Annotated in this window: 22 protein-coding genes; 10 read left to right on the top strand and 12 right to left on the bottom strand. The window is 67.6% G+C overall.

Annotation, left to right across the window (positions count from 1 at the left end; translation table 11 throughout):
• Positions 1-222: 222 nt before the first annotated feature.
• The 4 genes from ACIO52_RS21965 to ACIO52_RS21950 form a co-directional block, all read right to left on the bottom strand.
• Positions 223-528: a hypothetical protein gene (locus ACIO52_RS21965; RefSeq protein WP_402646317.1), complete on the bottom strand. Its 306-nt coding sequence runs from the start codon at positions 526-528 to the stop codon at positions 223-225.
• A gap of 71 nt (positions 529-599) precedes the next feature.
• On the bottom strand, positions 600-1730 hold the full coding sequence (locus ACIO52_RS21960; RefSeq protein WP_402646314.1) for an alpha/beta hydrolase family esterase: 1131 nt from the start codon (positions 1728-1730) through the stop codon (positions 600-602).
• A 512-nt stretch (positions 1731-2242) separates the two neighbouring features.
• Positions 2243-2782, bottom strand: a complete 540-nt coding sequence (locus tag ACIO52_RS21955; protein ID WP_218719000.1) for a dihydrofolate reductase family protein — start codon at positions 2780-2782, stop codon at positions 2243-2245.
• A gap of 80 nt (positions 2783-2862) precedes the next feature.
• The gene (locus ACIO52_RS21950; RefSeq protein WP_402646312.1) at positions 2863-3327 is read right to left on the bottom strand and encodes a DUF6069 family protein; all 465 of its coding nucleotides are present in this window, start codon (positions 3325-3327) and stop codon (positions 2863-2865) included.
• Between the two features lie 97 nt (positions 3328-3424).
• On the opposite strand from ACIO52_RS21950, the gene ACIO52_RS21945 reads away from it, so the two are divergent.
• Positions 3425-4090: a TetR/AcrR family transcriptional regulator gene (locus ACIO52_RS21945; protein WP_402646310.1), complete on the top strand. Its 666-nt coding sequence runs from the start codon at positions 3425-3427 to the stop codon at positions 4088-4090.
• 27 nt (positions 4091-4117) lie between these two features.
• Here the strand turns inward: ACIO52_RS21945 and ACIO52_RS21940 are convergent, their stop codons facing one another.
• On the bottom strand, positions 4118-4309 hold the full coding sequence (locus tag ACIO52_RS21940; RefSeq protein WP_402646307.1) for a hypothetical protein: 192 nt from the start codon (positions 4307-4309) through the stop codon (positions 4118-4120).
• Between the two features lie 706 nt (positions 4310-5015).
• Between ACIO52_RS21940 and ACIO52_RS21935 the strand changes: the two genes are divergently transcribed.
• The gene (locus tag ACIO52_RS21935; RefSeq protein WP_402646304.1) at positions 5016-5501 is read left to right on the top strand and encodes a hemerythrin domain-containing protein; all 486 of its coding nucleotides are present in this window, start codon (positions 5016-5018) and stop codon (positions 5499-5501) included.
• Positions 5502-5576: 75 nt separating this feature from the next.
• Here the strand turns inward: ACIO52_RS21935 and ACIO52_RS21930 are convergent, their stop codons facing one another.
• The 4 genes from ACIO52_RS21930 to ACIO52_RS21915 all read right to left on the bottom strand — a co-directional run bounded on the left by ACIO52_RS21930 (position 5577) and on the right by ACIO52_RS21915 (position 11168).
• Complete coding sequence (locus tag ACIO52_RS21930; protein ID WP_402646301.1) at positions 5577-7517, bottom strand: hypothetical protein; 1941 nt, start codon at positions 7515-7517, stop codon at positions 5577-5579.
• Positions 7518-7764: 247 nt separating this feature from the next.
• A complete protein-coding gene (locus ACIO52_RS21925; RefSeq protein ID WP_402646298.1) occupies positions 7765-8037 on the bottom strand; it encodes a hypothetical protein in 273 nt (90 codons plus the stop codon).
• 543 nt (positions 8038-8580) lie between these two features.
• Complete coding sequence (locus tag ACIO52_RS21920; RefSeq protein WP_402646296.1) at positions 8581-9579, bottom strand: NAD(P)H-dependent flavin oxidoreductase; 999 nt, start codon at positions 9577-9579, stop codon at positions 8581-8583.
• Between the two features lie 35 nt (positions 9580-9614).
• Positions 9615-11168 carry a class I adenylate-forming enzyme family protein gene (locus ACIO52_RS21915; protein WP_402646293.1) on the bottom strand — a complete coding sequence of 518 codons (1554 nt, stop codon included), beginning with the start codon at positions 11166-11168 and terminating at the stop codon, positions 9615-9617.
• 118 nt (positions 11169-11286) lie between these two features.
• Between ACIO52_RS21915 and ACIO52_RS21910 the strand changes: the two genes are divergently transcribed.
• From ACIO52_RS21910 to ACIO52_RS21880, 7 genes are all read left to right on the top strand, one after another.
• On the top strand, positions 11287-12483 hold the full coding sequence (locus ACIO52_RS21910) for a thiolase family protein (protein WP_316574444.1): 1197 nt from the start codon (positions 11287-11289) through the stop codon (positions 12481-12483).
• Between the two features lie 37 nt (positions 12484-12520).
• Positions 12521-13444 carry a winged helix-turn-helix transcriptional regulator gene (locus tag ACIO52_RS21905; RefSeq protein WP_402646290.1) on the top strand — a complete coding sequence of 308 codons (924 nt, stop codon included), beginning with the start codon at positions 12521-12523 and terminating at the stop codon, positions 13442-13444.
• A 209-nt stretch (positions 13445-13653) separates the two neighbouring features.
• The gene (locus tag ACIO52_RS21900) at positions 13654-15312 is read left to right on the top strand and encodes an aldehyde dehydrogenase family protein (RefSeq protein ID WP_402646593.1); all 1659 of its coding nucleotides are present in this window, start codon (positions 13654-13656) and stop codon (positions 15310-15312) included.
• Complete coding sequence (locus ACIO52_RS21895) at positions 15309-16514, top strand: thiolase family protein (protein WP_402646287.1); 1206 nt, start codon at positions 15309-15311, stop codon at positions 16512-16514. The genes ACIO52_RS21900 and ACIO52_RS21895 overlap by 4 nt, the downstream gene beginning before the upstream one ends.
• A gap of 38 nt (positions 16515-16552) precedes the next feature.
• Positions 16553-18292 (top strand): class I adenylate-forming enzyme family protein, encoded by a 1740-nt coding sequence (locus ACIO52_RS21890; RefSeq protein ID WP_402646284.1) that lies wholly within the window; start codon positions 16553-16555, stop codon positions 18290-18292.
• Positions 18293-18295: 3 nt separating this feature from the next.
• On the top strand, positions 18296-18757 hold the full coding sequence (locus ACIO52_RS21885; protein WP_402646282.1) for a PaaI family thioesterase: 462 nt from the start codon (positions 18296-18298) through the stop codon (positions 18755-18757).
• 48 nt (positions 18758-18805) lie between these two features.
• Complete coding sequence (locus ACIO52_RS21880; protein WP_218719011.1) at positions 18806-20290, top strand: carotenoid oxygenase family protein; 1485 nt, start codon at positions 18806-18808, stop codon at positions 20288-20290.
• 85 nt (positions 20291-20375) lie between these two features.
• Here the strand turns inward: ACIO52_RS21880 and ACIO52_RS21875 are convergent, their stop codons facing one another.
• Genes ACIO52_RS21875 through ACIO52_RS21865 form a run of 3 tightly spaced genes read right to left on the bottom strand, consistent with a single transcriptional unit; the run spans position 20376 to position 24158 of the window.
• Complete coding sequence (locus ACIO52_RS21875; RefSeq protein WP_402646279.1) at positions 20376-21380, bottom strand: winged helix-turn-helix transcriptional regulator; 1005 nt, start codon at positions 21378-21380, stop codon at positions 20376-20378.
• 8 nt (positions 21381-21388) lie between these two features.
• Positions 21389-22921 (bottom strand): carotenoid oxygenase family protein, encoded by a 1533-nt coding sequence (locus ACIO52_RS21870; protein ID WP_402646276.1) that lies wholly within the window; start codon positions 22919-22921, stop codon positions 21389-21391.
• 19 nt (positions 22922-22940) lie between these two features.
• A complete protein-coding gene (locus ACIO52_RS21865; protein ID WP_402646273.1) occupies positions 22941-24158 on the bottom strand; it encodes an acetyl-CoA acetyltransferase in 1218 nt (405 codons plus the stop codon).
• Between the two features lie 101 nt (positions 24159-24259).
• On the opposite strand from ACIO52_RS21865, the gene ACIO52_RS21860 reads away from it, so the two are divergent.
• A complete protein-coding gene (locus tag ACIO52_RS21860; protein ID WP_402646271.1) occupies positions 24260-25450 on the top strand; it encodes a thiolase family protein in 1191 nt (396 codons plus the stop codon).
• Positions 25451-25471: the final 21 nt, after the last annotated feature.

The raw sequence follows: 25471 nt of genomic DNA, 5'->3' as shown, positions 1-25471 counted from the left end.
CGCGTCCAGGGAACAAAGCGAACAGGGTCGGAAGACTCTCCTGGATCGCCACAGGTCACGCCCTCGTTAGCCCCGTCATCGACGCGGCGGTGACCATGACATGCCGTCGCCCGGCTGACGAGGACACGAACGACGAATGGCCCCCCGACGTGAGTCGTGTGCCCCTGTCGCCCGCCCGGCGGTGCACGCATGCTGGCAGCAGCGAGGACTGGACGTTGGTGGCTACGGTGCGCCGAGCAGTTCTGTGACTGCGTTCCAAATCAGGTTCGATACTTCGACCCGGTCGGCTCCTCGGTCTACGGCGTGTTTGATCTGCCATCCGGAGAACTGCGGGGCGAACCACAGCAGTCGGACGAAGTCGGGGTGAAGCCGTTCTCGTTCGGGTATCTCGATCGTCTGGAGGAGCTCCAGGTACGCGTCACCCAGCTCGGAGACGAATCTGTCGTCGCGGAGGTCGCCGAGGTATCCGCGTTCTGGGTCCCAGGCTGTGTCGAGTGCTTCCAGAACTGTGGGGGAGTCGTATTTCATTGCCAGAATCCCATGATCGCTTCGGGTGACTGCGTGCACCATCGTCGAGCCGGGGCGCCGGACGGCCGGGTTCAGCAGGCTCCTTCCAGGCTGGAAAGTCGGTGCGCCAGCAGGAATTCCATCATTCTGCGTTGCAGGGCCAGACCGCTGGTCGATTGCATCAGTAGTCCGCCGCCGATGTGATCCGGTCCGATCGGTGTGACGAATTGGGCCAGCTCGCAGCCCTGGCTCGAGTAGTGCTCGATAGTCGCGGGCACCGGGTCGGCGGTGGTGGTGACGGCGGTAGGGGTGTCCGCGAGGGTGCGGATGCCTGCCCGCCGGTCGGCGCCGAGCCACTGCAGGATGTTCGCGCGTCCGATCGGGTAGAGGCTGGTCTGGTCGGCCAGATCCTGGAGGAAGAAGGCGGGCACCGGGCGGGCGCGCGGGCCCATGGCCTCGATAATGCCGGCGCCGGTGATGTCGGTGTATGGCGGCTGCGGGTTGATCCCGTACGGCCCTGCGGCCATCGGTGCGATCGCGGCGTACAGGTCCGGGTAGGTGGCGGCCATGACCGTGCTCATGCCGCCGCCCGCAGAGTAGCCGCCGACATAGACCCGGTCGCGATCGAGCCCGAACTCCTGGATCAGGGTGGTGGTGATGCCCGCGACAATCGACGGCTCACCGGTCTCGCGCTGCTGGTTGGCCGGATCGAACCAGTTCCAGCAGTGGCGCTCGTTGGCTGCTCGGGTCTGGATCGGGTACGCGAGAACGAAGCCCAATTCGTCGGCGACCCGCGTCAGCGCGAACCCGTTGCCGGCCAGCTGCGCCTCCGGATCGGTACAGCCGTGCAGGTAGATCATGAGGGGCTTGCCCGCAAGATCGCCGGGCGGGACGTGTAGGTAGTAGTCGCGGGTGCCCGCTGCATTGGTGTAGCTGCGCTGGGTGACCTCGGACGCGTGTGCCTCCGGGCCGCTCAGCGCGCCCAGGCCCGATACCAGCACCGCCAGGGCGACCGGGGCAGCGAGACGGCCCGGTGAGATGACGTGCCCGCCGATCCGCCGCAGCGCGGCGCGGATGGATTCGAGGGCCGGCTTTCGCGAGGAGTCCGTCCGCAGACTTGTGTCGATCGACTTCATAGATTCCCTTCCCTGGTTCGCCCTACAGTGCCGCACCTGTCGCGGCTGATCCAGCGTTCCAAGATCGGCGAGCGTTCGTGAGCCCATTGTCTTGTCCGCGGACCACGGCGTCCAGGTACGGGCGCGAGGCCCCGGCTGGGATCCGCAGGCTCTCTTCACGTTTCAGTGTCCCGAGTAGCGCAGGTATAGGCGGAAGATACAGCGGTGCGTCGGTGAACCCGCGGTGTGCCGCGCCAGGGACAGTGAGTCGGTAGTTGGGTTCGGCGGCGGTGGCCAGCACATGCCTGAGCGCATCCGCGTAGCGCTCGTCCCCATCGGTGCTGCCGGTTCCCTGCCCCGATACGAGGGCGAGGACGGGGGCCCGCCCGTCGAAAGCAATGCGAGGAGGGCCTCCACGTTGATCGCGGCGTCGAATCGGTTGTCCTGCGCGGCGGCGAGTAGCGCGGCGGCAACCCAGTGAGTGACCGCCCACCGCCGCGTGATCCACATCGAGCCGGCCGGCTAGTAGCCCTGCAGCGCCGACGTCGGAAAGCTGACCGCAGTCGATGTTCTCCAGTGTGTCGAGCACCATCCCCGTCCGGGTTCGGTGGTGGTGACCGCTATTTGGCGGGGGTGTAGATCTGGTTGATCACGCCGGTGCTGAACGCCTCGGCCGAGGCGAGTTTCAGCTCGACGCTGTCGTCGAGCTTGTCGAACCAGCGTGCACCCTTGCCCAGGACGATGGGGTGGACGAACAGCTGCAGCTGGTCGAGCAGGCCTGCGCGCAGCAGGGACTGGACCAGGGTGAGGCTTCCGGTGATGGCGATGTCGCCGCCGTCGGTGGTCTTGAGTTCGCTGATCCCGGTGAGGACGTCGCCGCCGATGATCTCGGTGTTGTTCCAGGTGGCTTCGGTGAGCGTGGTGGTCGCGACGTACTTCTTCTGGTTGTTCATGAAGCCGGCGAACTCGTCGTCGCTGGTGGGCCAGTGGGCGGCGAACTCCTCGTACTGCACCCGGCCCAGCAGCATGGCATCGGAGGTACCCATACCGGCGCCGATGGCGGCGCCCATCTCGTCGTTGAAGTAGGGGAAGTGCCAGGTGTCGGGGGCTTCGGCGACGCCGTCGGCGGAGACGAAGAGGCTGGAAATGATCTTGCGCATCGGATTCTCCATCAGTGGTGGTCGTTCTCGGCCGATCGGTCGAGAGAGTGTGGGTGAGCAGTGGTGCTGGGTGGTGAAGGTCAGTGCAGCGACGTCGCGACCGAACGCAGCCCGATCACGACGGCCGCGGCGACAACGAGGTGCATCAGCGCCAGGCAGACCGAGCTGGTGGTGGAGTCGAAATCGGTCACCAGCGGGCCGATCCCGGTCGCCAGGGCCGCCACCGCGCCGATGACCGAGGCGACGGTCAGGATGCGGCGCCAACGCAGCGCCAGCACCGTCGCCAGCCCGAGTCCGACCAGCAGCGGCAGCACGGTCTCGGCTGCGACCCACATCAGTGTCGCGGTGGCGGTGGTCCCGTTGCTGAGGTAGCTGAATTCCGCACCGGCGGCCGAACCGGCCAGCCACAGCGCCAGATTCGCGCCCAGCGCTGCGGCGGTGGTGGCGGCGATGACGAGCGCGGGGTGGTGGTGGTGCGCTGCGGGGTCGAGGGTGGGAGCGACGGGGGTAGTGGTGGTCATGAGCAGGTCCTCGGCTCGATTCATAGCGTGTACTGTACCGTACAGTTCTGAGTGAACTGAACAGTACGGTACACTGGTGTCGGTGTCAACAGATCCGAGAATCCGACATACCGGAGGCCTCATGCCCCAGACCGAAACTGCACCCGACCTCGTCGGGAACACCGCGGCCGAGCAGGCGCGCCGCCGGATCATGGAGGCGGCCATGGAGGTGTTCCTGCGCGACGGCTACCTCGGCGCGAAGACCGACGAGATCGCCAAAGTCGCGGGTTCGTCGAAGCAGACGATCTACAAACACTTCGGCAGCAAGGACAAGCTGTTCGAGCAGATCGTGTTCGACCGCCTCGGCGGGATCGACCAGGTGTTCCGGGAAGCCATCGGCGAGCTCGCCTCCGCCGACGACGTGGAGACCACCCTGCGCATGGTGGCGCACCGGTTCGTCCACCTGCTCACCCGGCCCGCGCAGCTACGGGTGCGTCGGCTCGTCATCGCCGAGGCCGGCCGCTTCCCGCAGCTGGGTCGGGCCTACTTCGAAGCCGGTCCCGAACGCGTCCACGCCATGCTGGCCTCCTGCTTCGCGCAACTGACCGAACGCGGCCTGCTGTGCACCGGCGAGCCCGAGCTGGCCGCGAATCATTTCACCTGGCTGGTGGTCTCGGTCCCGGTCAACAAGGTCATGTTCTGCGGTGACGACACCCGATTCACCGATGCCGAACTCGACCACTATGCCGACGCCGGAGTCGAAGTCTTCCTCGCCGCCTACCGGGCACCGACGCCGCAGGCCCCCTGACCTCCTTCGTCCCGCCGGAGCTGCGGATCACGATGCCGACGGGGAGGTGAGCAGGCACTTCACCGGGTTGATGTTCCAGGGATTGGTGCAATCACTGATCTCGGGCGCTTCTGCTGTTGCCGGAGCCGGGAGCAAGTCTGCCGCGGCCATGCGGCTGACGTTCGTACCGGCATGCTTGGCTGAACGTGAATGTTGTTGAGGAAAGGGAAAATCGAACATGCTCGGCACAACGTCGCCGCCGCGCTCGGCGTGATGCTGATCGGCACCGTGGTTCGGTCGCGATCCTCGACCCGATCCAGCAAGGCGCAAAGCTGCCCCTCGCACCCCAGCGTTAGCGCCACGTCCACTGCCCCTTCGATCACCAGTGTCTCCTAGTCGTCTAGGGCTGACGACATTGAGATCAATAGGCCCCTCTCCAGGCAGGTCGCAGCGGCTTTCAGCCCACTCGCGGTCCTTGCCGCCTCGGCGATCCTCGACTCCGCCGAGCTGCCTGCAGGATTCCCGACCACGCAGTAGTCGGCCTGAGTTCACCTCGGCTAGTTGATCCCTCTCGACGCAACCCACCAACCCGCCAGGGTGAGCACATCGGGCATGTGACTGTGTGTCGCGACATTCGGCGAGGACTTCGGCCGCCCGCGCACTCGCCGCGCTCGGGCGGCCACGATGCCGAATCGGTAATGGCGAACAGACCCCTCGCTGCCGCAGCATAGGATGCGGTGTCGCGTGTACACGCCGGGTGGACGGCGTCGGCATGGAGGCACCGCTTTCGGAAGGCAGCCAATGGGACCACTTCTCCTGCCCTGCTGACACCACGGCTCGCGCCGTGCGTGGCGCATAACCCTACTGCCCCAGCATTTTTCGGCCTTCGCGTGTCCTCGTCGGCAGCGATGGCCGCATCCGGCCTCCGTCACGAGGAGAGATCGCCATGTCCACCGAATCCCAGCACGTCGGCGCCCTGGGCCGCGAACTGATCGACACCCACCACTGGCTGCGGGGCGAACTGCGCCGCATCGCCCGCGCACTGGAGCAGTATCCGGACAACGAACCGATCGGCCCGCTGCGAGACTTGCGTACGCACTGCCTGGCCTTCTGCCAGGCCCTCACCGACCACCATACGAGCGAGGGCCGGACGGCGTTTCCCCTTCTGGCCCAGCGTTTCCCCGATCTGGCACCGGTACTGGCCGAACTCGCCGCCGACCACCATCTGGTCGCAGACATCCTGACCCGGATGACCGCCGCGCTCGCCGAGCTCAGCGTCGAGAGACTCGACACGGTGCGTGGGGAGATCGCTGGGCTGTCGGCGATTCTGGAGTCCCATTTCCAGTGGGAGGAACGTCGGATCGTAGCGGCCCTGGACACCCTGCCGAGTCGCGAATACACCGCAGCGGAGCTGTTCAGCCGCAGGCGATGACGTCATGACCGGTGCGCAGCCCGCGCCTCTGACTCTCCGTGGACGCGCTGACGTGCGCTTCCGACGGCGGCGCTCCTACTCGTTCAAGAAGTCTCCGAGCGTCTGGAACCCGGTTCGAACGACCTCGCCGATTATCTCGGTGCCACGGGAAATCATCTCTGCCCGAAATTCCTCGGCCTGGGCCATGGCTTCCTGGTGATACGGCTCCAGCATCGTGGCGAAAACGCCGGCCTGTGCGGGTTCCTGGACGACACCGGCGACGGCAGGAGATTGTTCGGCCGGTGGTCGCTGGACCGGTGGTGTTCGCGACGGTTCTATCGACCATACCTGTTGTTCCGCGGAGTTCACGAGGGCCACCGTTCCCTCGGCGTACAGGACGAGCCAGCTGACCGCCACGCCGTTGGTGCCGGTAGCCCACATGGGACGGCCGCGCGCGTCGTAGCCGACGAAATTCCCGTCCCCCTGCAGGGTTGCCCGAACCGCACCGCAGCCGGCGTTTCGCACCCATCCGGTGGCGTTGTCGGCTTCGCTGGAGCGCAGTTCCAGTGCGCCGTCGGAACGAAAGGTCAGCGTGTAGTTTCCGTTGCTGAGGTAGTCGCCGCAGCGCAAGCCGGCGTCGCGCGGCAAGTAGTGCCCGACGAGATGGAACTCGCTGACGAGCCGACCATGTGCCGAAGACCAGAGAACCGAGTTCTCCGATCTGAGTTCGGCGGTGCCCGAGCTGTTGATCTCCAGTGCGTCGATTCGATATCCGACCGTATATGTCTGCCACACGTCGCCGCCGCTCGATGACAGCCTGAGATTTCCGCTGTCGTCGAGGAGCACGATATCCGCTCCGGTGCCGGCGGTTTCGGTGTTCCAGGAGATGGAGCTGCCGTGGTGCAGGGTCAGGTTTCCGTCCGGTCCGAACGTGAGTGTGGTGGTGCCGTTCTTCAGATACCGGCCATGCGTCAACCCGTCACCAACAGGCAGGAACGAGTAGCCGAGATCGTACGGGGTGAATCCCCGAATGTCGTCGCTGATCGCCGTTCCGATATCGCTGGTGGGCACGAGGCGTCCGTCCCGGTGCAGCGACAGCCGCGTCGCGGCGCTGCCCGCGGTTTCGGAGAGATCGAAGAACATGTCGTCGGCCGTGTCCAGGGATGCGCTGCCGTTGAAGTTCATGCTGAGACGTTCGAATCCGTATTCGCCGGTGAAGGATTCACGCAAGAATTGCGTACCCATCCGCCACACCAGGTTCCCGTTCTCGTGCAGGGTGACCGTGCAGACTCCTTTTCGGAGCTGCTCACCGATCTGCATCGACTCGCCTCTGTCCAGTTTCCGCCCGATATCGATCGGTGCTGTCGATCCTGTTCCGGTGCGCAGGGACCACAGTTGCCTGCCGGTGCGCGACAGGATGACGAGCTCGCCGTCATCGCGGAAAGTCAACCGGTCGATGTCGCGGCTGCCGGGGCCGAAGCTCCAGTTCTCTCCTTCGTCACCGTGCGCCGTGAATCGTCCGTTGAACTGGAGGGTTGCTCGTGTCGCAGGGACGATGTCTGGAGGGGAGACCCACAGCGCATCGATCCCCTTCCGCAGAACCAGAACCCCGTCCCGGGCGAGGGCGAACTCGAACCCCCCTCGCGTGATGGATTCGCCACGCGTCAGGCTCTCGCCGACGCGTAGTTCCGCGCCGACAGTGCGAAAGCGCCCCGAGTGCTGGGCAGTGATGACCTCGCCCCGCGCGTCGTACATGGCGATGTCCCCGTCGCCTTCGAGTTTCACATAGCTGACCGGCGCTCTCGACGGGACCTCCCACAGCACGGTTCCGGCGGCATCGTAGGCGACGAGCCCACCGGCGGTCATCTCGATGATCTGTGTGACGAGACCATCTTCGCGCTGCGCCATCGCGGTCACCTCGCGTCCGGATTCCGAGAGCGACAAGACTCCGTTCGACTGTAGAGTCAAGCGGAATCGCCCATTGCTCAGGAATTGGCCGTGGCCGATCGTGTCGCCGACATGCAGAGTGTCACCCACCTGATCCCCCCTCGTTCTCCGCAGGTGCGTAAAGCATATGTGCGATGGGCGGTGGCGTCGTCTGCGTGCGAACGATTCGACGGGTCGGTGATCGCGCGCGGCTTGATCGCATCTCCGCTGCGAGCGCACGCGGTTCGCAGCGGCTCTCGCCGTGCAGGCGGGTAGCCGGCCTCTTTCCTGCGCAGACAGCTCAGGCAGAACTGTCCGGGGTAGCTGCGTGTCGATCTGCAGCAGTGTGCTGCATGGACTACGGGCTGAGTCTGCGCAGGAAGGAATGTGCTTCGAAGACGATCTCGTCGAGGTCGGTGACCACCTCGGTCACAGCTTCATCAACGCCTGCGGCATTGTCTCGGCATTGCTCAACCATTGCCGAGACCGCGTCTCCGATGTCGTCCAGATGCTGAGCAAGGTGAACGGCCATGGCGTTATCGGGTGGTAGTAGACCTCTGCCGCCACCAGCCTGCTCGGGGTGAGCCTTGATCACACTGCCGACAACGTGGTCTAAGGTCGTGGGGCTCATCGGATTCCTCATTCGTGGTTGGCCACAGAGGAGCTTGCCAGCTTCCACGTAGACGCAAGCTGACCCCTGATCACCCGCAAGTCTCCGACTTCCGAACCGGGTGGTGTTCCCAGTACACGCCTACCGGGAAGTGATGTCAACGACGAAGACGGATGGTGTAGGTCTACGCTATAGACATGCAGGTAGACCCAACGTTTTGCTCCTGGGTTTCGCGAGGTCGGCCTGCGAGTCCGCAACGTTCTCGACAGTCGACACTGGGATTCCCGTCAGGAACCGCGGGTGGCCATCGCCATCTGAATCGAACGGGTCAACCAGCCCGCACTCGAGGCCTGAAACCCCGCATCCTGCGAGTCAACCGAACTCGGAGCAGTCCCGTTCGATGTAGGCGAGGGTGGTGTGGCGTATCCAGTGGGTTGATGCCGAGACGTGGGCCGCAACAGGTGCGTTCGGAGTCGTCGTAAGAGGTGGTCGGAGAGTCCCCGAGACAGCAGGTCGGCCTCGAAGGCGAACTCCGGCCGCATCATCATTCCGTCACGGTTCTGGCTACGCTCCCCAAGATCGATCTCGTGCAGATCCGCCTCCGGCCCGAGGACGAGTGGCCGTTCGGCCCGCAACTCGGCTGAGGGCAGTGTCGTACTCCTTTTCGATACGGTGGACGATCGTGCTCACCGATTCGACGGCTCGGATGGTTTGTAGACCTTGACCGGCGGCCCAGACGTCCTTCCACCTCTTGAGCGAGGCGGTGCCCGCGGTGTAGTTCTTCTCGACGGTCGGCGGTTCGAGATCGTCAGGGTCCAGGCCGCACGCGATCAGGCTCGGCTTGAGCCACGAGGCCGGGGTTCCGGTGATCGCGGCGCTGACGACGAGGTCGTCCGGTCCGTGGTCGACGACCATCTGTTTGTACGCCGCTGGGGCTGTGCTTTCGGCGGCAGCCAGGAATCTGGTACCCATGTACACCAGGTCGGCGCCCGCGGTGATCGCACCGGCGACGCCGTACCCGTCGCTGATGCCGCCGCCGATGATGACCATCCCCTCGAAGAACTCACGCACGGCGGAGGTGAAGGCGAACGGGGAGAGGTGACCGGTGTGGCCCCCGGCGCCGGCCGAGACACAGGCCATGCCGTCGGCGCCGGCCTCCGCGGCCTTCCTCGCGAGCTTCATGTTGACCACGTCGGCGATGACGACACCGCCGTAGCTCTTGACGACATCCATGACGGGCCGGGGCGAGCCGAGGGCGGTGATGACGATCTGTGGTTTGTACTCGGCGATGAGTCGAAGGTCCTCGGCCAATCGTGCGTTGCTGCTGTGGGTGATGAGGTTCGCCGCCCAGGGGCCGGTGGGTCGCGACGCGTCGTCGTCGCGCAGGCTGTCGGTGATCGTCCCCATCCAGGCGTCGAGATCTTCGACGGTTCGGCAGTTCTGGGTCGGAAAAGAACCGACGATGCCCGATCGGCACGCCGCGACCACGAGGTCCGGGCCGGAGACCAGGAACATCGGTGCGGCGACCACGGGGAGGCGGAGAGAGTCGAGAAGGGTGTTCATCATGGTGTCCTGCTCAGGAGTGGGGTGTCAGCGGTTCAGTGGGTGAATGGGGAAGAGGCGCCCTGCGTGCGGCGCTCGAGCATGCGTGCCGCGTTCGTGCGGTCCACCTTCCCCAGGTGTGTCAGGGGGATTGCCTCGACCCGGTGGACCGATTTGGGGCGTTTGAAGTCCGGCAGGCGGTCTCGGCACTCGGCGAGGAGGCTGTCGTCGTCGAGGGCGGCACCGGAGTGGACCGTGTAGGCGGCGGCGATGCGCTGTCCCCACACGGAATCCGGTAGTCCCACCACGACGACGTCGTTCACGCCGGCGATGCCGGAGATGACCTCTTCGACCTCGCGGGGGTACACGTTGTAGCCGCCGGTGATGATCATGTCCTTGCTCCGGCCGGTCAGATGGATACAGCCGGTGGCTGTCCGCAGGCCGAGGTCGCCCGAGTACAGGACGCCGTCCGCGTGGTTCTTGCCGAGATCCGTTCGCGCACCCGCATTGTGGTATCCGGGACTGACCGCCGCGCCGCTGACCACGAGCTCGCCGATCTCACCGTCGGGAACGGGGCGGTCGCCATCCCTGAATTCGATCTCGATTCCTGGGCAGGGCCGCCCGACCGAGCTGAGAAGGCGGGGATCGTCGGTCATCCCGCGGTGGTGGTCGGCGGCATCGAGCACGGTCAGCGGGGGGATCGCCTCGACCATTCCGTAGTACTGGACGAGATTCGGCGTGATCCGCTGGTACGCCTGGCGGATGTGCTCGACCGGCATCGGCGCTCCGGCGTACGCCAGCATGCGCAACCTCCGCATCGGTGTGAGCCGGGCGTCGTCGAAGTCGAGCATTCGCGCGATGACGGTGGGCACGAGCGCGGTGTGTGTCGCGGCGTGGCGTTCGACAGCGGCGATCACGTCCGCGGGACGAGCGTGATCGAGAATGACCTGGCGCGCGCCTGCTTCGAGAAACGGGAGAACGAACAGTCCGCTCGTGTGGATGATCGGCCCGGCGTGGACGAAGACCGGGCGCTCGGCACCGTCCAGGGTGCCCGCCAGGACGTGCTCACGCATCGCGCGAAGCGACGCGAGTCGGTTGGCGTGCGATCGCTGCGCGCCCTTCGGTACTCCGGTCGTCCCGGAGGAATAGTGGAGGGCGCACAGCGACCGGGGGTCCAGGTCGGGCAGTGCGAAACTCTCCGGTGCCCGGGCGAGGACGTCGTCGAGTGATGGAAGGTCATCTCCCGCGCCGGCCGCGATCACGATCTCGGTTGGCGACCGCAGGGCGAATTCCCGCGCACCGGCGACCGCTGGATCGAAGATCAGCGCCGCGGGTGCGCAGTCCGCCATGATGCGCACCCAATCCCGCTCGCCCACCCGTGGATTGAGCGCCACGCGGACATAGCCCCCGATGGTCAACGCGAGGTCGATCTCGACGGCGGCCGTCGAGTTGGGCAACAGCGCGAGGACGGTGCGCCCTGGCTCGACCCCGATCTGCGCGAGGCCTGCCGCGAGGCGGTGGACACGGTCGGACAGTTCCCTGAACGTGAGCGAGGTCGTGCCGTCTTCCACGGCGACGTCGGGACCGAAGCGCGCGGCTGCGACGCGCACCACACTGGCGATAGACATGTGAGCCCTACTCCTCCATTTCGCTACACTTATTGAAGTAGACATCAGTCGGCCCGGTTTACGCAACAACAGTTCGGCGCCGGCAGGAGAGGAGCGCGGCATGACCCGATTTGCGACTTCGGCAGGGGACGGGCGGACACCGTGGGTGATCGACGCGGTTCGAACGCCGTTCGGTTCCGCTCGGGGTGCGCTGTCGTCCATCCGCGCGGACGATCTCGCGGCGCTGCCGATCGCGGGCTTGGTCGCCCGACACCCCGGGCTCGATCCTGCCCGCATCGATGACGTCGTCTGGGGAAACGCCAACGGCGCAGGTGAGGACAATCGCAATATCGCTCGCATGGCGCTGCTGCTCGCGGGCTTGCCCCACACGATCCCTGGTGTCTCGGTCAATCGACTGTGCGGATCCGGCGCCGAAGCGGTGCTGACCGCGACCCGGCGGGTCGCGGTCGGTGACGCGGATATCGTGCTCGCGGGAGGCTCGGAGAGTATGAGCAGGGCACCCTATGTCCTGCCTCCGGTCGACTCGGCCTTCCCGCGCGCGCTCGACCTGGTGTCCACCACCGTCGGATGGCGCATGACGAACCCCCGATTTCCCGCACCGTGGGTCGAATCCCTGGGCCGCTCCGCCGAACTGGTGGCTGCACGTCAGGGCGTCGGTCGCGGTGAGCAGGACGAGTGGGCGCTGCGATCCCACGAACTCGCGACCCGCGGGTGGGCCGACGGTGTGCACGACGGATTCGTGGTTGGGCAAGCGGGCCTCGAACGTGACGAGCCGATCCGTGCGGCCGATCGTGCCGCGCTCGCCGCGCTGAAGCCGGCGTTCTCCCCGAACGGCAGCGTCACGGCGGGGAACTCGTCGCCGGTCAGTGACGGTGCGGTCGCCGCGCTGGTGGCGAGCGGAGCCGTCGCCGAGGAACTCGGTGTCGAGCCGCTCGGGCGGGTTCTGGCGTCGGCCGTCGTGGGGATCGAGCCGGAACTGTTCGCGCTGGCCCCGGTCGCGGCGATCGGGAAGGCGCTGGAGCGGGCGGGGCGAAAGCCCGCGGACGTCCGTGTCCTCGAATTGAACGAGGCGTTCGCGGCGGTGGTTCTGTCGTGTCTGCGTGAGCTACCCGGCATTTCGGCAGATCGGGTCAACCCCTTCGGTGGGGCGATCGCGATGGGACATCCGCTCGGTGCGTCCGCCGCTCGCGTGGTCATCGACTGCCTGCGGCACCTGCGACGGCTCGGGGGTGGAATCGGCGTCGCCTCGGCCTGCATCGGGGTGGGGCAGGGCATCGCTATTGTGTTGGAGGCCTGACGCGATCGGTGCGACGGGCGCCGGTTCGGGAAGGCGGGTGGCTGTGGTCGACGAGGCTGGGGCTGCGATGGCGCCGAGCCCGGTGGCGCAGACGATCGACCTCCTGGGCGACCGTCTGACCGTCGCAGTGCTTCGCGACGCGTTCGTCGACCACGTGCGGCGATTCAGTCAGTGGATCGACCGGACCGGGGCACCGCCCGCGGTGCTGTCGTCGCGCCTGAACGCGCTGGTCGAGGCGGGGCTGATGGTGCGGCGCCCACAGCCGGGAGGCCACGAGCGGCACGATTACATGCTCACCGACCTGGGTCTCGCGACGTGGGAGTTCCTGGTCAGTGTGTGGTCGTGGCAACGCGAATGGTCCGCCGAGGGGCTGCTCCAGCCCGAAATGGTCCATGTGGACTGCGGGCATCGAGGCCCGCCGGAATTGGTGTGCGGGCACTGCGGGGAGACCGTCAAGCCGCGAGACGCGAGGCTCGAGCTGGACCGTGACTCTCTGGTCATGGTGGCGCGTGGCAGTCGTCGGCGGTCGACCCGGAACTCGCCGGCCCTGAGCCGGGCCGATCTCCAGTTCACTGAGGTGATGGAGGCGATCGGGGATCGGTGGAGCGCGCTGGTCACCGGCCTCGCCCTGTCGGGTGTCCGGCGCTTCGGTGAGTTCCAGTCGATCCTGAAGATCTCACCCACGACCCTCACCGAACGCTTGACCCGTCTCTCCGACGTGCAGATACTCGCCCGCGGTGACGGCGGCCGCGAGTACGTGCTGACGCCCCGGGGGCGGGCGCTGTTCCCGATCTTCGCCTTTCTTCTCGCCTGGACACCGACGGCGCACCCGGGTGTACCGGCCGAGCAGCTGGGGCCGAGGCTGCGCCACGACGGCTGTGGCAACCCACTGCGGCCCGCCCTGCGCTGCCGCGGCTGCGATGTGAATCTGCAACGCACGACCGTCATCTTCGAAGCCTGACAGCGCGGTCCGGCCGCCCTGCCTGCCGCGGTTGGCGCGCGATCGGCGCAGCGCCGCCTTGCCGAGAAGTCGACCGTTGACAATCTTTGTGCGACTTGCTTCACTTCAATAATAGTAGTGACCGGCGCGTGGGACGCCGCGGCCCATCTCTCCGCAGCGGACCCGCCGATGTCGCCCAGTCGCACCCCCGTCGACAGGAACGAGCCTTCATGTTCTTCGAAACACATCGCGATCTACTGCAGGCCGCAGTAGATGCCAATCAGACACGCTCCGCGTGGACCGGATACACCGCCATCGCCCCGCCCGAATGCGGGCAGGCGGAAGACATCGTCGGTTCCTACGATGGAGCAACCCTGTGCCTTTCGGTGCAGACACCCAGCCGGATCACGGCCGACGAGGTGTCGCCCTATACCGGCAAGGCTCTGAACGTCACCTACAGCGCCCCTTCGGCGGAGGAAGCGCTCGGCGGCGCTGCGCGAGCGGCGGTGGCCCTCCGCGACGCCGACGTAGAGCTGCGAGTCGGGGTATGTCTCGAAGCTCTGCACCGAATTCATCTGAGGGGTCGGGAATTCGCCGCGATCACGTCCCACACCACCGGGCAGAGTCTCGCTATGGCCTGCAGCGGGAGCGGGACGAACGCGTTGGACCGCGGACTGGAAGCCGTCGCGATGGCGTGGGCGGCCATGAGCCGCGTGCCCCCGGAAGTGACCTGGCAGCAGACGTTCGGCACGTCGGAGGTGACGTTGCGCAAGCGGTTCCGTGCGCGCCCGCTCGGTACGGCACTGGTCATCGCCTGCGCATCGTTCCCGGCCTGGAACGCCTACCCGGCGATCCTCGCCAACCTCGCCACCGGCAATCCGGTCCTGGTCAAACCACACCCGCGCTCGGTGCTGGCAACGGCAGTGGCCGTGAGCGTCATCCGTGAGGTCCTCGCCGAGGCCGGGCTGCCCACCGACGCGATCCAACTCGTCGTCGACACCGTCGATGATCCCGTCGCCGCCCGGCTGGCCACAGATCCCGCGACGCGCATCGTCGACTTCACCGGCAGCCAGTCCTTCGGGACATGGCTCGAGCGCAACGTCGACAACACTCTGGTGTTCACCGAGACCGCGGGCGTCAACACCGTCATCCTCGACTCGGTCCGGGACCTGCCCGCCGCCATGCGCACTCTGGCCGGAGGCCTGTCGCTGTTCAGCGGGCAGATGTGCACCACGCCGCAGAACATCTACATCCCCGACGCGGGAGTCCGCACGGACCACGGCCCCGTCTCCCGCGACGACGTGGTCGCCGCCCTCCGCTCGGCGATGGACGACCTCGCGGGCGCGCCGCGCCGCGCCGCCGCCGTCTGCGGTGCGCTGCAGTCGGAAGCGACCCGGCAGGCGCTCGACGCCCTCACCGACCGGGCGGCGGCGGACGGCACCCTGGTGCGTCGTCCCTCGGCCTACGTCCATCCCGAGTACCCGCAGGCGCGGGCGGTGACCCCGCTGCTGGTCCGCGTCGATCCACGGCGTGGCGACCCGCTGCCCGACGGCGAGCAATTCGGACCCGTGGCGTTCGTCATCGACTGCGCCGACCGGGAATCCGCCGTCGAGCACGCGACCGCGAGCGTCCGTCGGCACGGCGCCATCAGCTCGTACCTGTACTGCACCGATGACGCGGCCGTCGACGCCATCGCCGACGCCTACGCGGATGCGGGCGCGTCGCTGTCGGCGAATCTGGTCTCCTCGATGCCGATGCAGTACGCGGCCGCCTACAGCGACTATCACGTCACCGGTCTCAATCCGGCGGGCAACGCGACGCTGACCGACGAGTCCTTCGTGGCCGGCCGATTCCGTATGGTCCAGGATCGCCGCCAGGTGCAGGGGTGAAGTCCGTGTCCCAGTTCTCCGACGGCGTCTACATCTACGACGCCGTTCGCACTCCCAAGGCCCGGGTCCGCCGACACGGCGGTACCCTCGCCGACGTCCCCGCCTACGACCTTCTGGCCCAGTTGTTCTCGGCCGTTCAGGAGCGTGGCTTGTCGCCGGACGTGGTGGACGACGTCGTGATCGGGACGAGCACCGCGGTCGGAGACCAGGGCGGCAATGTCGCCCGCGCCGCCGTGCTCTGGGCAGGCTGGCCCGACGCCGTGAACGCCGGCGTGGTGTCGAGACTGTGCTGCTCGGGAATCGACGCGATCGAGACAGCGTCCGCCAAGATCGCCGCGGGCATCGCGGAGGTCGTGGTGACCGGTGGTGTCGAATCGATGTCGCGCGTGCCGATGATGTCCGACCGGCCCGCCTTCGCGGAAGACGCCGACCTCGGCGAACGGACCGGATTCGTGACGATCGGCGTCTCGGCGGATCTTACCGCCGCGCAGTACGGATTCACCCGAGCCGAACTCGACGAGTGCGCCGTCACCTCGCACCGCCGTGCCCTCGCCGCACCCCGGTCCGGTTCGATCGTGCCGGTGCGTTCCGACACCGGAACGATCCTCACCGCGGACGAGGGACCCCGCGACGACATCAGCCTGGCCGGTCTCGCGGACTTGGCGCCGCTGTTCGGTCGGGATCCGCTCTGGGAGCGAGTGGCGGAGCGGCTACCCGGTGCGCCGCGGCCCGCCGTCGGGCTGCACACCGCGGCGACGGCTCCGCAACTCTGCGATGGCGCGGCTGCTGCCGTGCTCGGCACCGCAGCCGCGGCGACCCGCATCGGGTCCGAACCCGTGGCGGAGGTGGTCGGCGTCGCGCAGGCAGCGGTGCGCTCTCCGCTGTTGACCGCCTCGGTGGTGGCAGCGCGACGTGCCCTCGGCAACGCCGGGATCTCCGCCGACCGACTCGATGTCGTCGAAGCGAACGAATCCTTCGCGGCCTCGGTGCTCGTCATGATGCGGGAGCTGAAGCTCGACCCGGACAGGGTCAACCCCAACGGCGGATCGATGGCGACCGGCCATCCGCTCGGCGCCGCCGGCGGCGCACTGCTGGTCAACGCACTCGATCAGCTGCGTCGCGTCGACGGCGAGTACGCGTTGATCACCATTCCGGCGGCGCTGGGACTCGGCGGCGCCGCAGTTGTCCGGCGACTCGGATGAGCGCCCGCCCCCTTCGAGCGTCCAAGGAAGTGGAACCCATGAACGTCACTGCGGACAACCTGTCCTCCAACCGCTTACGCGCGTGTCATCCGGAAGACCGGGTCGAGGACCATCTCGCTCGCGGGTGGTGGCGCCGGGACACCGTGCTCGACCTCCTCGACGGACACGTCCGGGACCGGCCCGGCGCACCTGCGGTCACCGACCCCGGGAATCTGCCGGAACTCGCCGGCCTCACTCCGCAGTCCCTGACCTGGGCGGAGTTCGCCGCGAAGGTCGATGACATCGCCGCGAAACTCCATGCGAGCCACGTGCGCCCGGGAGATGTGGTCGCGGTGCTGCTCCCGAACTCGGTTGCCCTCACCGCCACGTACTTCGCGTTGTGGCGACTCGGGGCGATCGCGGCACCGATGCCGGCGTCCTACCGGCGACACGAGCTGAGCCGAATCGTGGCGGCTTCCGAAGCGGTCGGCGTCGTGACCACGACCAGCCTGCATGACCGCAGGCCCCATGAGGAGGCACTGTCCCTGGCCGCCGAGCTGGCCTGCCTGCGGCACGTTTTCACCTTCGGACCAGCCGCCGACGGTGTGGGTGTGCCGCTGGACCGCGACCCGGCCACCGCGGACGAGGTCGACGCGGCGCGGTGTGCGCAGCGGAGGCTCACACGGACCGTGAACGACTGCCTCACCATCTGCTGGACCAGCGGTACGGAGGCCGCGCCGAAGGGCGTTCCCCGGTGTCACGCCGATTGGCTGGCCATCGGGCACGCCGTGCAGGACGGTTTGCAGGCACAGCCCGATTCCGTCATCGTCGGGCCCTTTCCGATGGTCAACATGGCGGGGTTCGCGACATCGCTGCTGCCATGGCTGCTCAGCGGCGGGCACCTGGTCCAGCACCACCCGCTCGATCTTGCGGTGTACCTCGATCAGATCCAGCGGCACCGAGCCACCCACACGAGTATGCCGCCGGCGATTCTCAGCATGCTGTTGCAGAATTCGAGCCTACGCACCACGTTCGACCTGTCGTCGCTGCGCACGGTCGGCTCGGGCGGCGCACCGCTTCCCCCCGGCGTCGTCCGCGACTGGCAGAACGATCTCGGCATCGAGGTGATCAACTTCTTCGGCTCCAACGAGGGCGTCTGCCTGCTCGGCGCACCGTCGGACACGCCGGATCCGATGGTGCGCGCCCAGTATCTCCCGAACTACAGCGCGACCGGCAAGACGTGGGTCACGGCGGTGGCTGAGCGGACATCGGTCCGGCTCGTCGACCTAGCGACGGGCGAGGTGGTCACGGAGGTCGGCGGTCGCGGCGAGCTGCGGCTGAAGGGGCCGACCGTCTTCGCCGGCTACCTCGCCGGAACGGCGGCGAACAGCCCGTTCGACGACGACGGATACCTCTGCAGCGGCGATGTATTCGAGCTGTGCGGCGAGTCCGGCGAGTACCTGAAGTTCGTCGACCGCAGTAAGGAGATCATCATCCGGGGCGGGATGAATATCGCGCCGGCGGAGATCGAAGGTCTGCTCCTCGAGCACCCAGCGGTCGCCGATGTCGCGATCGTCGGCTACGACGATGTAGTTCTCGGCGAGAAGTGTTGCGCGGTGGTCGTTCCCGCCTCGGACCAGGAGGTCGTACTCGACGACCTCGTCGCCTTCCTGCGCGCCAAGGACGTCGCATCCTTCAAGCTGCCGGAGAAACTCGTCACGGTCGACGAACTGCCCCGCAACCCGATCGGCAAGCTGCAACGCCGCACATTGCGTGGCGAGATCGCTCGAGAAGGCTGAACCATGAGTGAGAAGGCAGCCCCGGTGGCAGCGTCGCGACCGACCCCGACCGGCGTGGATCGGCCCCTCGCCGAGGAACTGACGGACATGCTCACGGGCCGCTTGCCGGGCACGATCGGCATGCGGATCCTCGCGGCCAGTGCGGAGCAGGTCGTCGGCGAACTGCCCGTTCAGGAACGGGTGCTCGCCCCCAACGGATACCTCCATGCGGCGAGCGTCGTCGCGTTGGCGGACACCGCCTGCGGGATCGGGACCCGGTTGGCGCTGCCTGCCGACGCCACCGGTTTCACCACGGTGGAACTCAAGACGAACTACCTGGGCACGGCGCGGTCGGGGGTTGTCACCGCGACCGCGGTACGCATGCACGGCGGCCGACGAACACAGATCTGGGACGCGACCGTTCGCGACGACCAAGGCAGCACGATCGCCCTGTTCCGCTGCACTCAGTTGATATTCCACCCCTGAAGAGACCGCGAACCGGGGCATAGGTCATTCGACGAAAGGAAACACTCGATGACGAACACGAAGCCATCGGCGAGCGAGGCCCCGATTGCCGTCGCGCGCCCCGCGGACAGCACCGCGGAAAACCCTTACCTCCTCGGCGTTTTCGCGCCGGTGCAGGAGGAATTGACGCTCGACGATCTGCCGGTGATCGGCGAGATTCCCCACGATCTCAACGGTGTCTACCTGCGCAACGGTCCGAACCGGCAGTTCGCGGCCCCTGGCCGGTACCACATGTTCGACGGCGACGGCATGATCCACGCCGCTCACTTCGACAACGGCAAGGTCCGCTATCGCAACCGATACGTCCGCACCCGCGCGTTCACGGAGGAATCCGCGGCCGGTCGCGCGCTGTGGACCGGACTGATGGAGAACCCCGCGAACAACCCGTGGGGCAACGGCCACGGACTGGGGATCAAGGACGCCGCCAACACCGACGTCATCTTCCACCGCGGTCAGGTTCTCGCCACCTGGTACCTGTGCGGCACCCCGTACGGGATCGACCCCCTGTCGTTGGAAACGCTCGGCGCCCAGGACTTCCTGGGGACCTTCGCCGGTGACATGATGGCCCATCCGAAGGTCGACGAGTCGACCGGTGAGCTCATCTGGTTCGACTACGGTCCCGACCAGAACTTCCTGCGCTACGGCATTATCGGGCCGAGCGGACAACAGACGCATCTGACCGAGATCGACCTGCCGGCGCCGCGGCTGCCGCACGACATCGCGATCACACAGAACTACTCGATCCTCATGGACCTGCCGCTGGTCCAGGATCAGGATGCCCGGCGGGCGGGCAAGTACCGCATCTTCTACGACCGGGCACTGCCCTCGCGCTTCGCGGTCATCCCGCGGCACGGCACCGGCGCACAGGTGCGGTGGTTCGAGGCGAAGCCGTGCTACATCTACCACGTCGTCAACTCCTGGGAGCAGGGCGACGAGATCATCATGGACGTCTGCCGGGTCAAGAATCCGCAACACCAGACGACTTTCGATCATCCACTGGCGAGCATGCTCGCCTATATGCGTCTCGATGCGCAGCTCTACCGATACCGGTTCGACCTGCGGACAGGGACGACGACCGAAACCCCGCTCGACGACGCGAACCTCGAGTTCCCGAGCGTGGATTCGCGGATCGTGGGGCAGTCGCATCGTTACTCCTACAGCATGAGCCTCGGACACGAGCCGATGTTGCTCTTCGACGGCCTGGTGCGCTTCGACTCCCTGACCGGAACCAAGGAGGAGCACAAGTTCGGCGCGGGGCGCTGGGGTGCCGAAGCACCGTTCGCGCCGCGCGACGGATCGACCGGTGAGACCGACGGCTACCTGGTCTGCTTCGTGAACGACGAGGCCGAGAATCGCGGCGAGATCGACATCTTCGACGCTCAGGATGTCGCCGCGGGTCCGATTGCGCGAGTGCTGCTACCGCAGCGCGTGCCGTCCGGTTTCCATGCATGCTGGATCCGCAGCGATCAACTTGCCGAACCCCAAGCGGGCTGAGCCGCCGAGACGCGGAGCGGCCTTGCGCCGTGGGTGATCCCGCGATCCGCCACGGCGCCAGGCAGCCCCGTCGGCTCGGAGGAGTTCAATCGAGGTGTGGAAGGCCTCGTCGATCGACATGCGCGGATCGCGGCTCCACCATCACGGTGGTCGGCTCCAGTTCACCACCGCACTCGCTGCACGAGAACCGTGGTGTGAATCCGTCGCCACACGCGACGTGTGTGAACGCGATCGCGTCCCCTTCGGGGGCGGGGAACCACCGTTGGCCCCAAGCGATCATGGCCACCACGGCGGGGAAAAAGGCGCGTCCCTTGTCGGTCAAGTGATAGGTCGTCCGGTCGGCACGTTCGGTGCTGGGCGTTTCGCTCAGCACACCGAGCTCGGTAAAGGTGCGCAGCCGCTCGGCCACGATCGTCGGAGACGCCCGCATCCGTTCGGCGAACTCGCTGTAGCGTCGGGCGCCGAGAAGCGCCGAACCCAGCATCGCGGCGGACCACCTGTTGCCGATGAGATCCATCGTCTGTGGAAGCACGTGGGGCATCCGGACGGCGCCACTCGATCGCCGTCGGTTCGAGGCCGCGGGGACGCTGCGCGTCCAACCGCCGCTCGGGCCCATCTCGGCGACGACGTCACGGGCGTCGGCGGGGGACCCACACGATGCGCACTCCAGGCGCGGTGTGAAGTGCCGGTCGCACGTGGTGTGGCGCATGAGGGGGAGTACGCCGTGATCGGGCGCCCACCGTAATTCCCATGACCACACCGACAGCAGAATCGACCACAGCTCCTGACCGCAGGCGGTCCGCCGATACTCGTACCGGGCGGGCTTGTCCTGGTAGGGGGTCCGCTCGAGCAGCCCCGCATCGGTGAGCACCGCCAGTCGCGAGGACAGCACGGCGTGCGAGATTCCACCCGCGCCCATCCAATCGCGGTATCGCTTGGCCCCTTGGAAGGAGTGGCGCAGGATCCACAGGTTCCACTCGTCTCCCAGGAGTCCCAGGGCCACAGCGATGGAGTTGTCCCCGCCCGGGGTGAGCATGCGCCCGGCGGTCGGAGTCCTGGGCTCCGCGTCGGGTGCATGCTCATCGGACATCCCCAGAACTATAGCCCGGGGCGATCGAGTCCTATCGCCTCCGTCGGGTCGTCGTTCGTTCGCCACCGCGGCAGGACCGAACCCGGTGCCCAGGTGGAATGCGTGCCGCTGGAGACACGCTCCGGCAGGCGAATCCGCGCCACCGGCCCGTCCGCGACACGAGCGGCGTCGAAAACCAGACACTCCGACAGGTCCTCGTCGACGTTCGAGACGATCGTGACCAGATAGCCGTCGTCCTCTTCGGTGCCGCCGACGCGCGGCGCCATCGCTGTCTCGCTGCCGAACACGCCGTCGCCGAACACGAAGCGCTCTTCCTGTCCGGTGACGGTGTCGTGCTTGACCAGGCCGTCGAACAGGAACCAGCCGGGGCGGCCGGTGGCGGCGTAGGTGTAGCGGTGCGAGCGACCGGCATGCCGGGGATTGATCATCCCGAACTCGGTGACGCTGTCCGAGAGTCGTTCCTCGCGAACCTCTCCCGTGCGCAGGTTCAACCGCCACCGATGCAGGTGGGTTCCCATCCGGTCGAGGGCCAGGAATCGGAACATCCGCTGGTAGATCCCGCCGTCTCCGGTGTCCTCGGGCTCCGGGTGCTCCTGGTGGAAGCCCTCGAGGACGATCTCGTCACCGGTCTCGTAGGCGTTGGTCCAGTGCAGCACGTACGTGGAGGAGGCCTCGAACCAGCGGATCTGATCGCTGGTTCCCCGACGCGGAATCACGCCGAGTCGCAGCGGGATGTCGGGGTGGAAGCGTGAGACGTAGCGGCCGGCCTCGAGCGCCTCGGGCAGCCAGAACAGCGGACAGTCGTTGAGGATCGCGTAGTTGTCGGTGAACGCCATGTCGTGGGGCAGGCGCGACCCGGGCAGTTCGATGTCCACGTAGTGGGCGAGGCGGTCCTGCGCATCGACGACGCCGTAGTGCATATAGGGGGCGTCGGTGCTGTAGTTGAAGAACAGCAGTTCGCCGGTTCGCTCGTCGACCTTCGGGTGCGCCGATACGCCGAGGCTTGTCGGGAACTGTCCGTTCCACGTAGCCTTGCCCACCGTCTCGAGTGTCGTCGGGTCGAGAGTGTAGAGGTCACCGCACTGCCAGAAGCTGGTGAGTGCCTTACCGTTGTGCACGATGACGTCGGTGCTGGACGCATCCTTCATCCGGCCGCGCGCCCCCCAGCCGTCCTGGCGGACGGATCGTTCGGGATTCTCGGCGATGCCGGCCCACAGCGGCCCCCCGGCCTCCTGCTCGGCCAGGAAGCCGTCGGTCTTGACGAAGCGGTTGCGGTAGAACGCCTTGCCGTCCCGGAAGCCGACCGCGTGGATCATGCCGTCGCCGTCGAACGGGTGGTAGCGGCCCTGGAGGGCCGGGTGCACCGGGTTCTCGGTGTTACGCAGGTAGACGCCGTCGAGGTCGGCCGGCAGTTCGCCGACGATCTCGAGATCGTCGGCACTGCGCTCGACGGTCTGTGGGCGCCACGCGCCGGTGCGATACGGGTGGTCGTCGTCTGCGGGCAGCGTCGTCAGGGCGCGCCCGAGTACCTCGATCTCCATGTTCCTCTCCTGATTCCGATCAGTGCCCGACGACGAAACTGGCTGTCGTCGAGGTGCTTCCGCCGAAGTTCAACATCGCGGCCCGGCGCGCGCCGTCGACCTGGTACGCGTCCGCTCGGCCCGTCACCTGGCGGTGGCAGTCCAGCAGCATCCGCACACCGGTTGCGCCGACCGGGTGCCCGACGCCGAGGAGGCCGCCACTGGGATTCACCGGGATCCGGCCACCGATCTCGAGGTCGCCCGCTTCCACGGCGCGCCAGCTCTCCCCGGGCGGTGTGATCCCGAAGTGGTCGACGGCGAGGTACTCGCTCATGGTGAAGCAGTCGTGCGTCTCGATGAGGTCGAGGTCGTCTACGCCGGCGATCCCGGCGCGGGCGAACGCGTCGCCGATCGTGTCGCGCACGTGCGGGAAGACGAACGTGTCCTCGGCGCTGCGCGAGAGCTTCTCCGCGAGGGACAGCCCTACGGTCCGGTGCCCCCAGCCGAGGATGCTCGACTGCCGTGCCGCGTCCCGCCGCACGGCCGGGTGGTCGGAGCGGACCAGGACGACGCCGGCGGCGCCGTCGGTGAGCGGCCCGCAGTCCGCCTTGCGCAGGCGGCCCTCGACGGGCGGATTGGCCATCGGGTCGGCGCTGAACGACGCCGCGGTCCGGTCCCAATCCCGGGTCTGTGCCAGGGGGTTGCGGCCGGCGTTGCGCGCGTTCAGTTCCGCGATGGCCCACAGGTGTTCGTCGGCGAGACCGTAGCGTCGGTCGTACTCGTCGGCGATCTTGTCGAACATGTACGGCCACATGAACTTTGCGTCCGTGCCCTCGCGGCCCGCCCAGGCCGCGGTGCCCATGTGCCGGGCGCCGAGGTCGCCCGGCACGGTCTTCTCGAGTTCGGCTCCGACCACCAGGGCGCAGTCGTAGCGGCCGGACTCGATGTCGGCCATGGCGGCGAGCACCGCGAGCGATCCCGATGCGCAGGCACCCTCATGCCGGGAGGCGGGCACACCCCACAGGTCCGGGACCACCGAGGGTGGCATCGCACCCAGGTGCCCCTGACCGGTGAACAGCTGGCCGAAGGCGTTGCCGACGTGGACGACGCCGATGTCGCCGACATCCAGCCCGGAGTCGGCGAGGGTGCCCTCGACGACCTCGCGGATCAGGTCGGACACATCGAGGCCTTCCCGGGTGAGGTTTCGTGCGAAATCTGTTTGGTAGCCGCCGATTATTCGAATCGTGTCAGTACGCATGTACGCCGCTCTCTGCTGAAGGTCTTGCGGTTCCGTGATGGTCAGACTACAACTAACAGAGTGATGCAAGCCACTCAACTGTCGAGAAGGCGGGGGATGCCATGACGCGGGCATTGGTCTACGACGCGGTCCGGCTGCCCCGCGGGCGGGTGCGCCGCAGCGGCGGCACTCTCGCGCAGATTCCGCCGCACGCGCTGTTCGCCCAGCTCCTGACCGCACTCGAGCAGCGCGGTCTGGCCGCCGCGGGCGTCGACGAGATCGTGTTGGGGATCGGCACGGTCACCGGGGAGCAAGGGGGAAACCTGGCCAGGGCAGCGGCTCTCTCCGCCGGGTGGCCCGACGCCGTGGGCGGCATGGTGGTGTCCCGGCTCTGCTGTTCGGGCATCGAAGCGATCGGCACCGCCGCCGCGAAAGTGACTGCGGGACAAGTCGATGTCGTGGTCGCCGGTGGCGTCGAATCGATGTCGCGGGTACCGATGCTCTCCGACACACCCGCGATCGCCACCGACCACGAGCTGGGCGAGCGCACTGGATTCGTGACCATCGGGGTCTCCGCCGACGCGACGGCCGTCGCGCACGGGTTCACCCGCATCGAGCTGGACGAGTTCGCGGCGCGGTCGCATCGGCGAGCGGCCGCCGCGCCGCCGTCGGATGCGGTGGTGGCGGTGAAATGCTCGGGCGAGGTGATCCTCGCGGTCGACGAGGGCGCCCGCCCGGACGCCACCGCCCAGCAGTTCGCGGCGCTCCCGGCCCTCTTCGACGACGACCTGGCGTGGGAACGCGTGCGCCGACGGCTCCCGGAGCTGACCCGGCCCCGGAGTGGCCTGCACTCGATCGCGACGGCCCCGCAGCTCGCCGACGGCGCGTCCGCTGCCGTGATCGCCGGTCCCGACGCGGCGAACGGCCGGCTGCGCGGGCGGGCACCGGTCGCCGAGATCGTCGCCGTCACGCACCGGTCGGTCCGCTCGCCGCTGCTGAGCGCACCGGTCGACGCGGCGCGAGACGCACTGCGCCGTGCGGGGATCGGGGCCGGCGACCTCGACATCGTCGAGGCCAACGAGTCCTTCGCCGTCAGCCCGCTGCTGCTGATCCGCGAACTCGGCCTCGACCCCGACCGGGTCAACCCCACGGGCGGCGCCCACGCCGTCGGCCACCCGCTGGGCGCTACCGGCGGCAACCTCCTCGTCTCGGCCCTCGACGGGCTCCGCCGCGTCGACGGCGAACACGCCCTGGTCACGATTCCGGCCGCGCTGGGCCTCGGCTCCGCGCTGGTCCTGCGCCGGTTGAGCTGAGTCCCTTCCTCGCTTCGTCCC

Origin of the sequence: Nocardia sp. NPDC087230 (genome assembly GCF_044744725.1) — a bacterium.
Taxonomy (GTDB): domain Bacteria; phylum Actinomycetota; class Actinomycetes; order Mycobacteriales; family Mycobacteriaceae; genus Nocardia; species Nocardia canadensis.
Note: the sequence above shows the minus strand (reverse complement) of the source record. Positions and strands in the feature narration are given on the sequence as shown.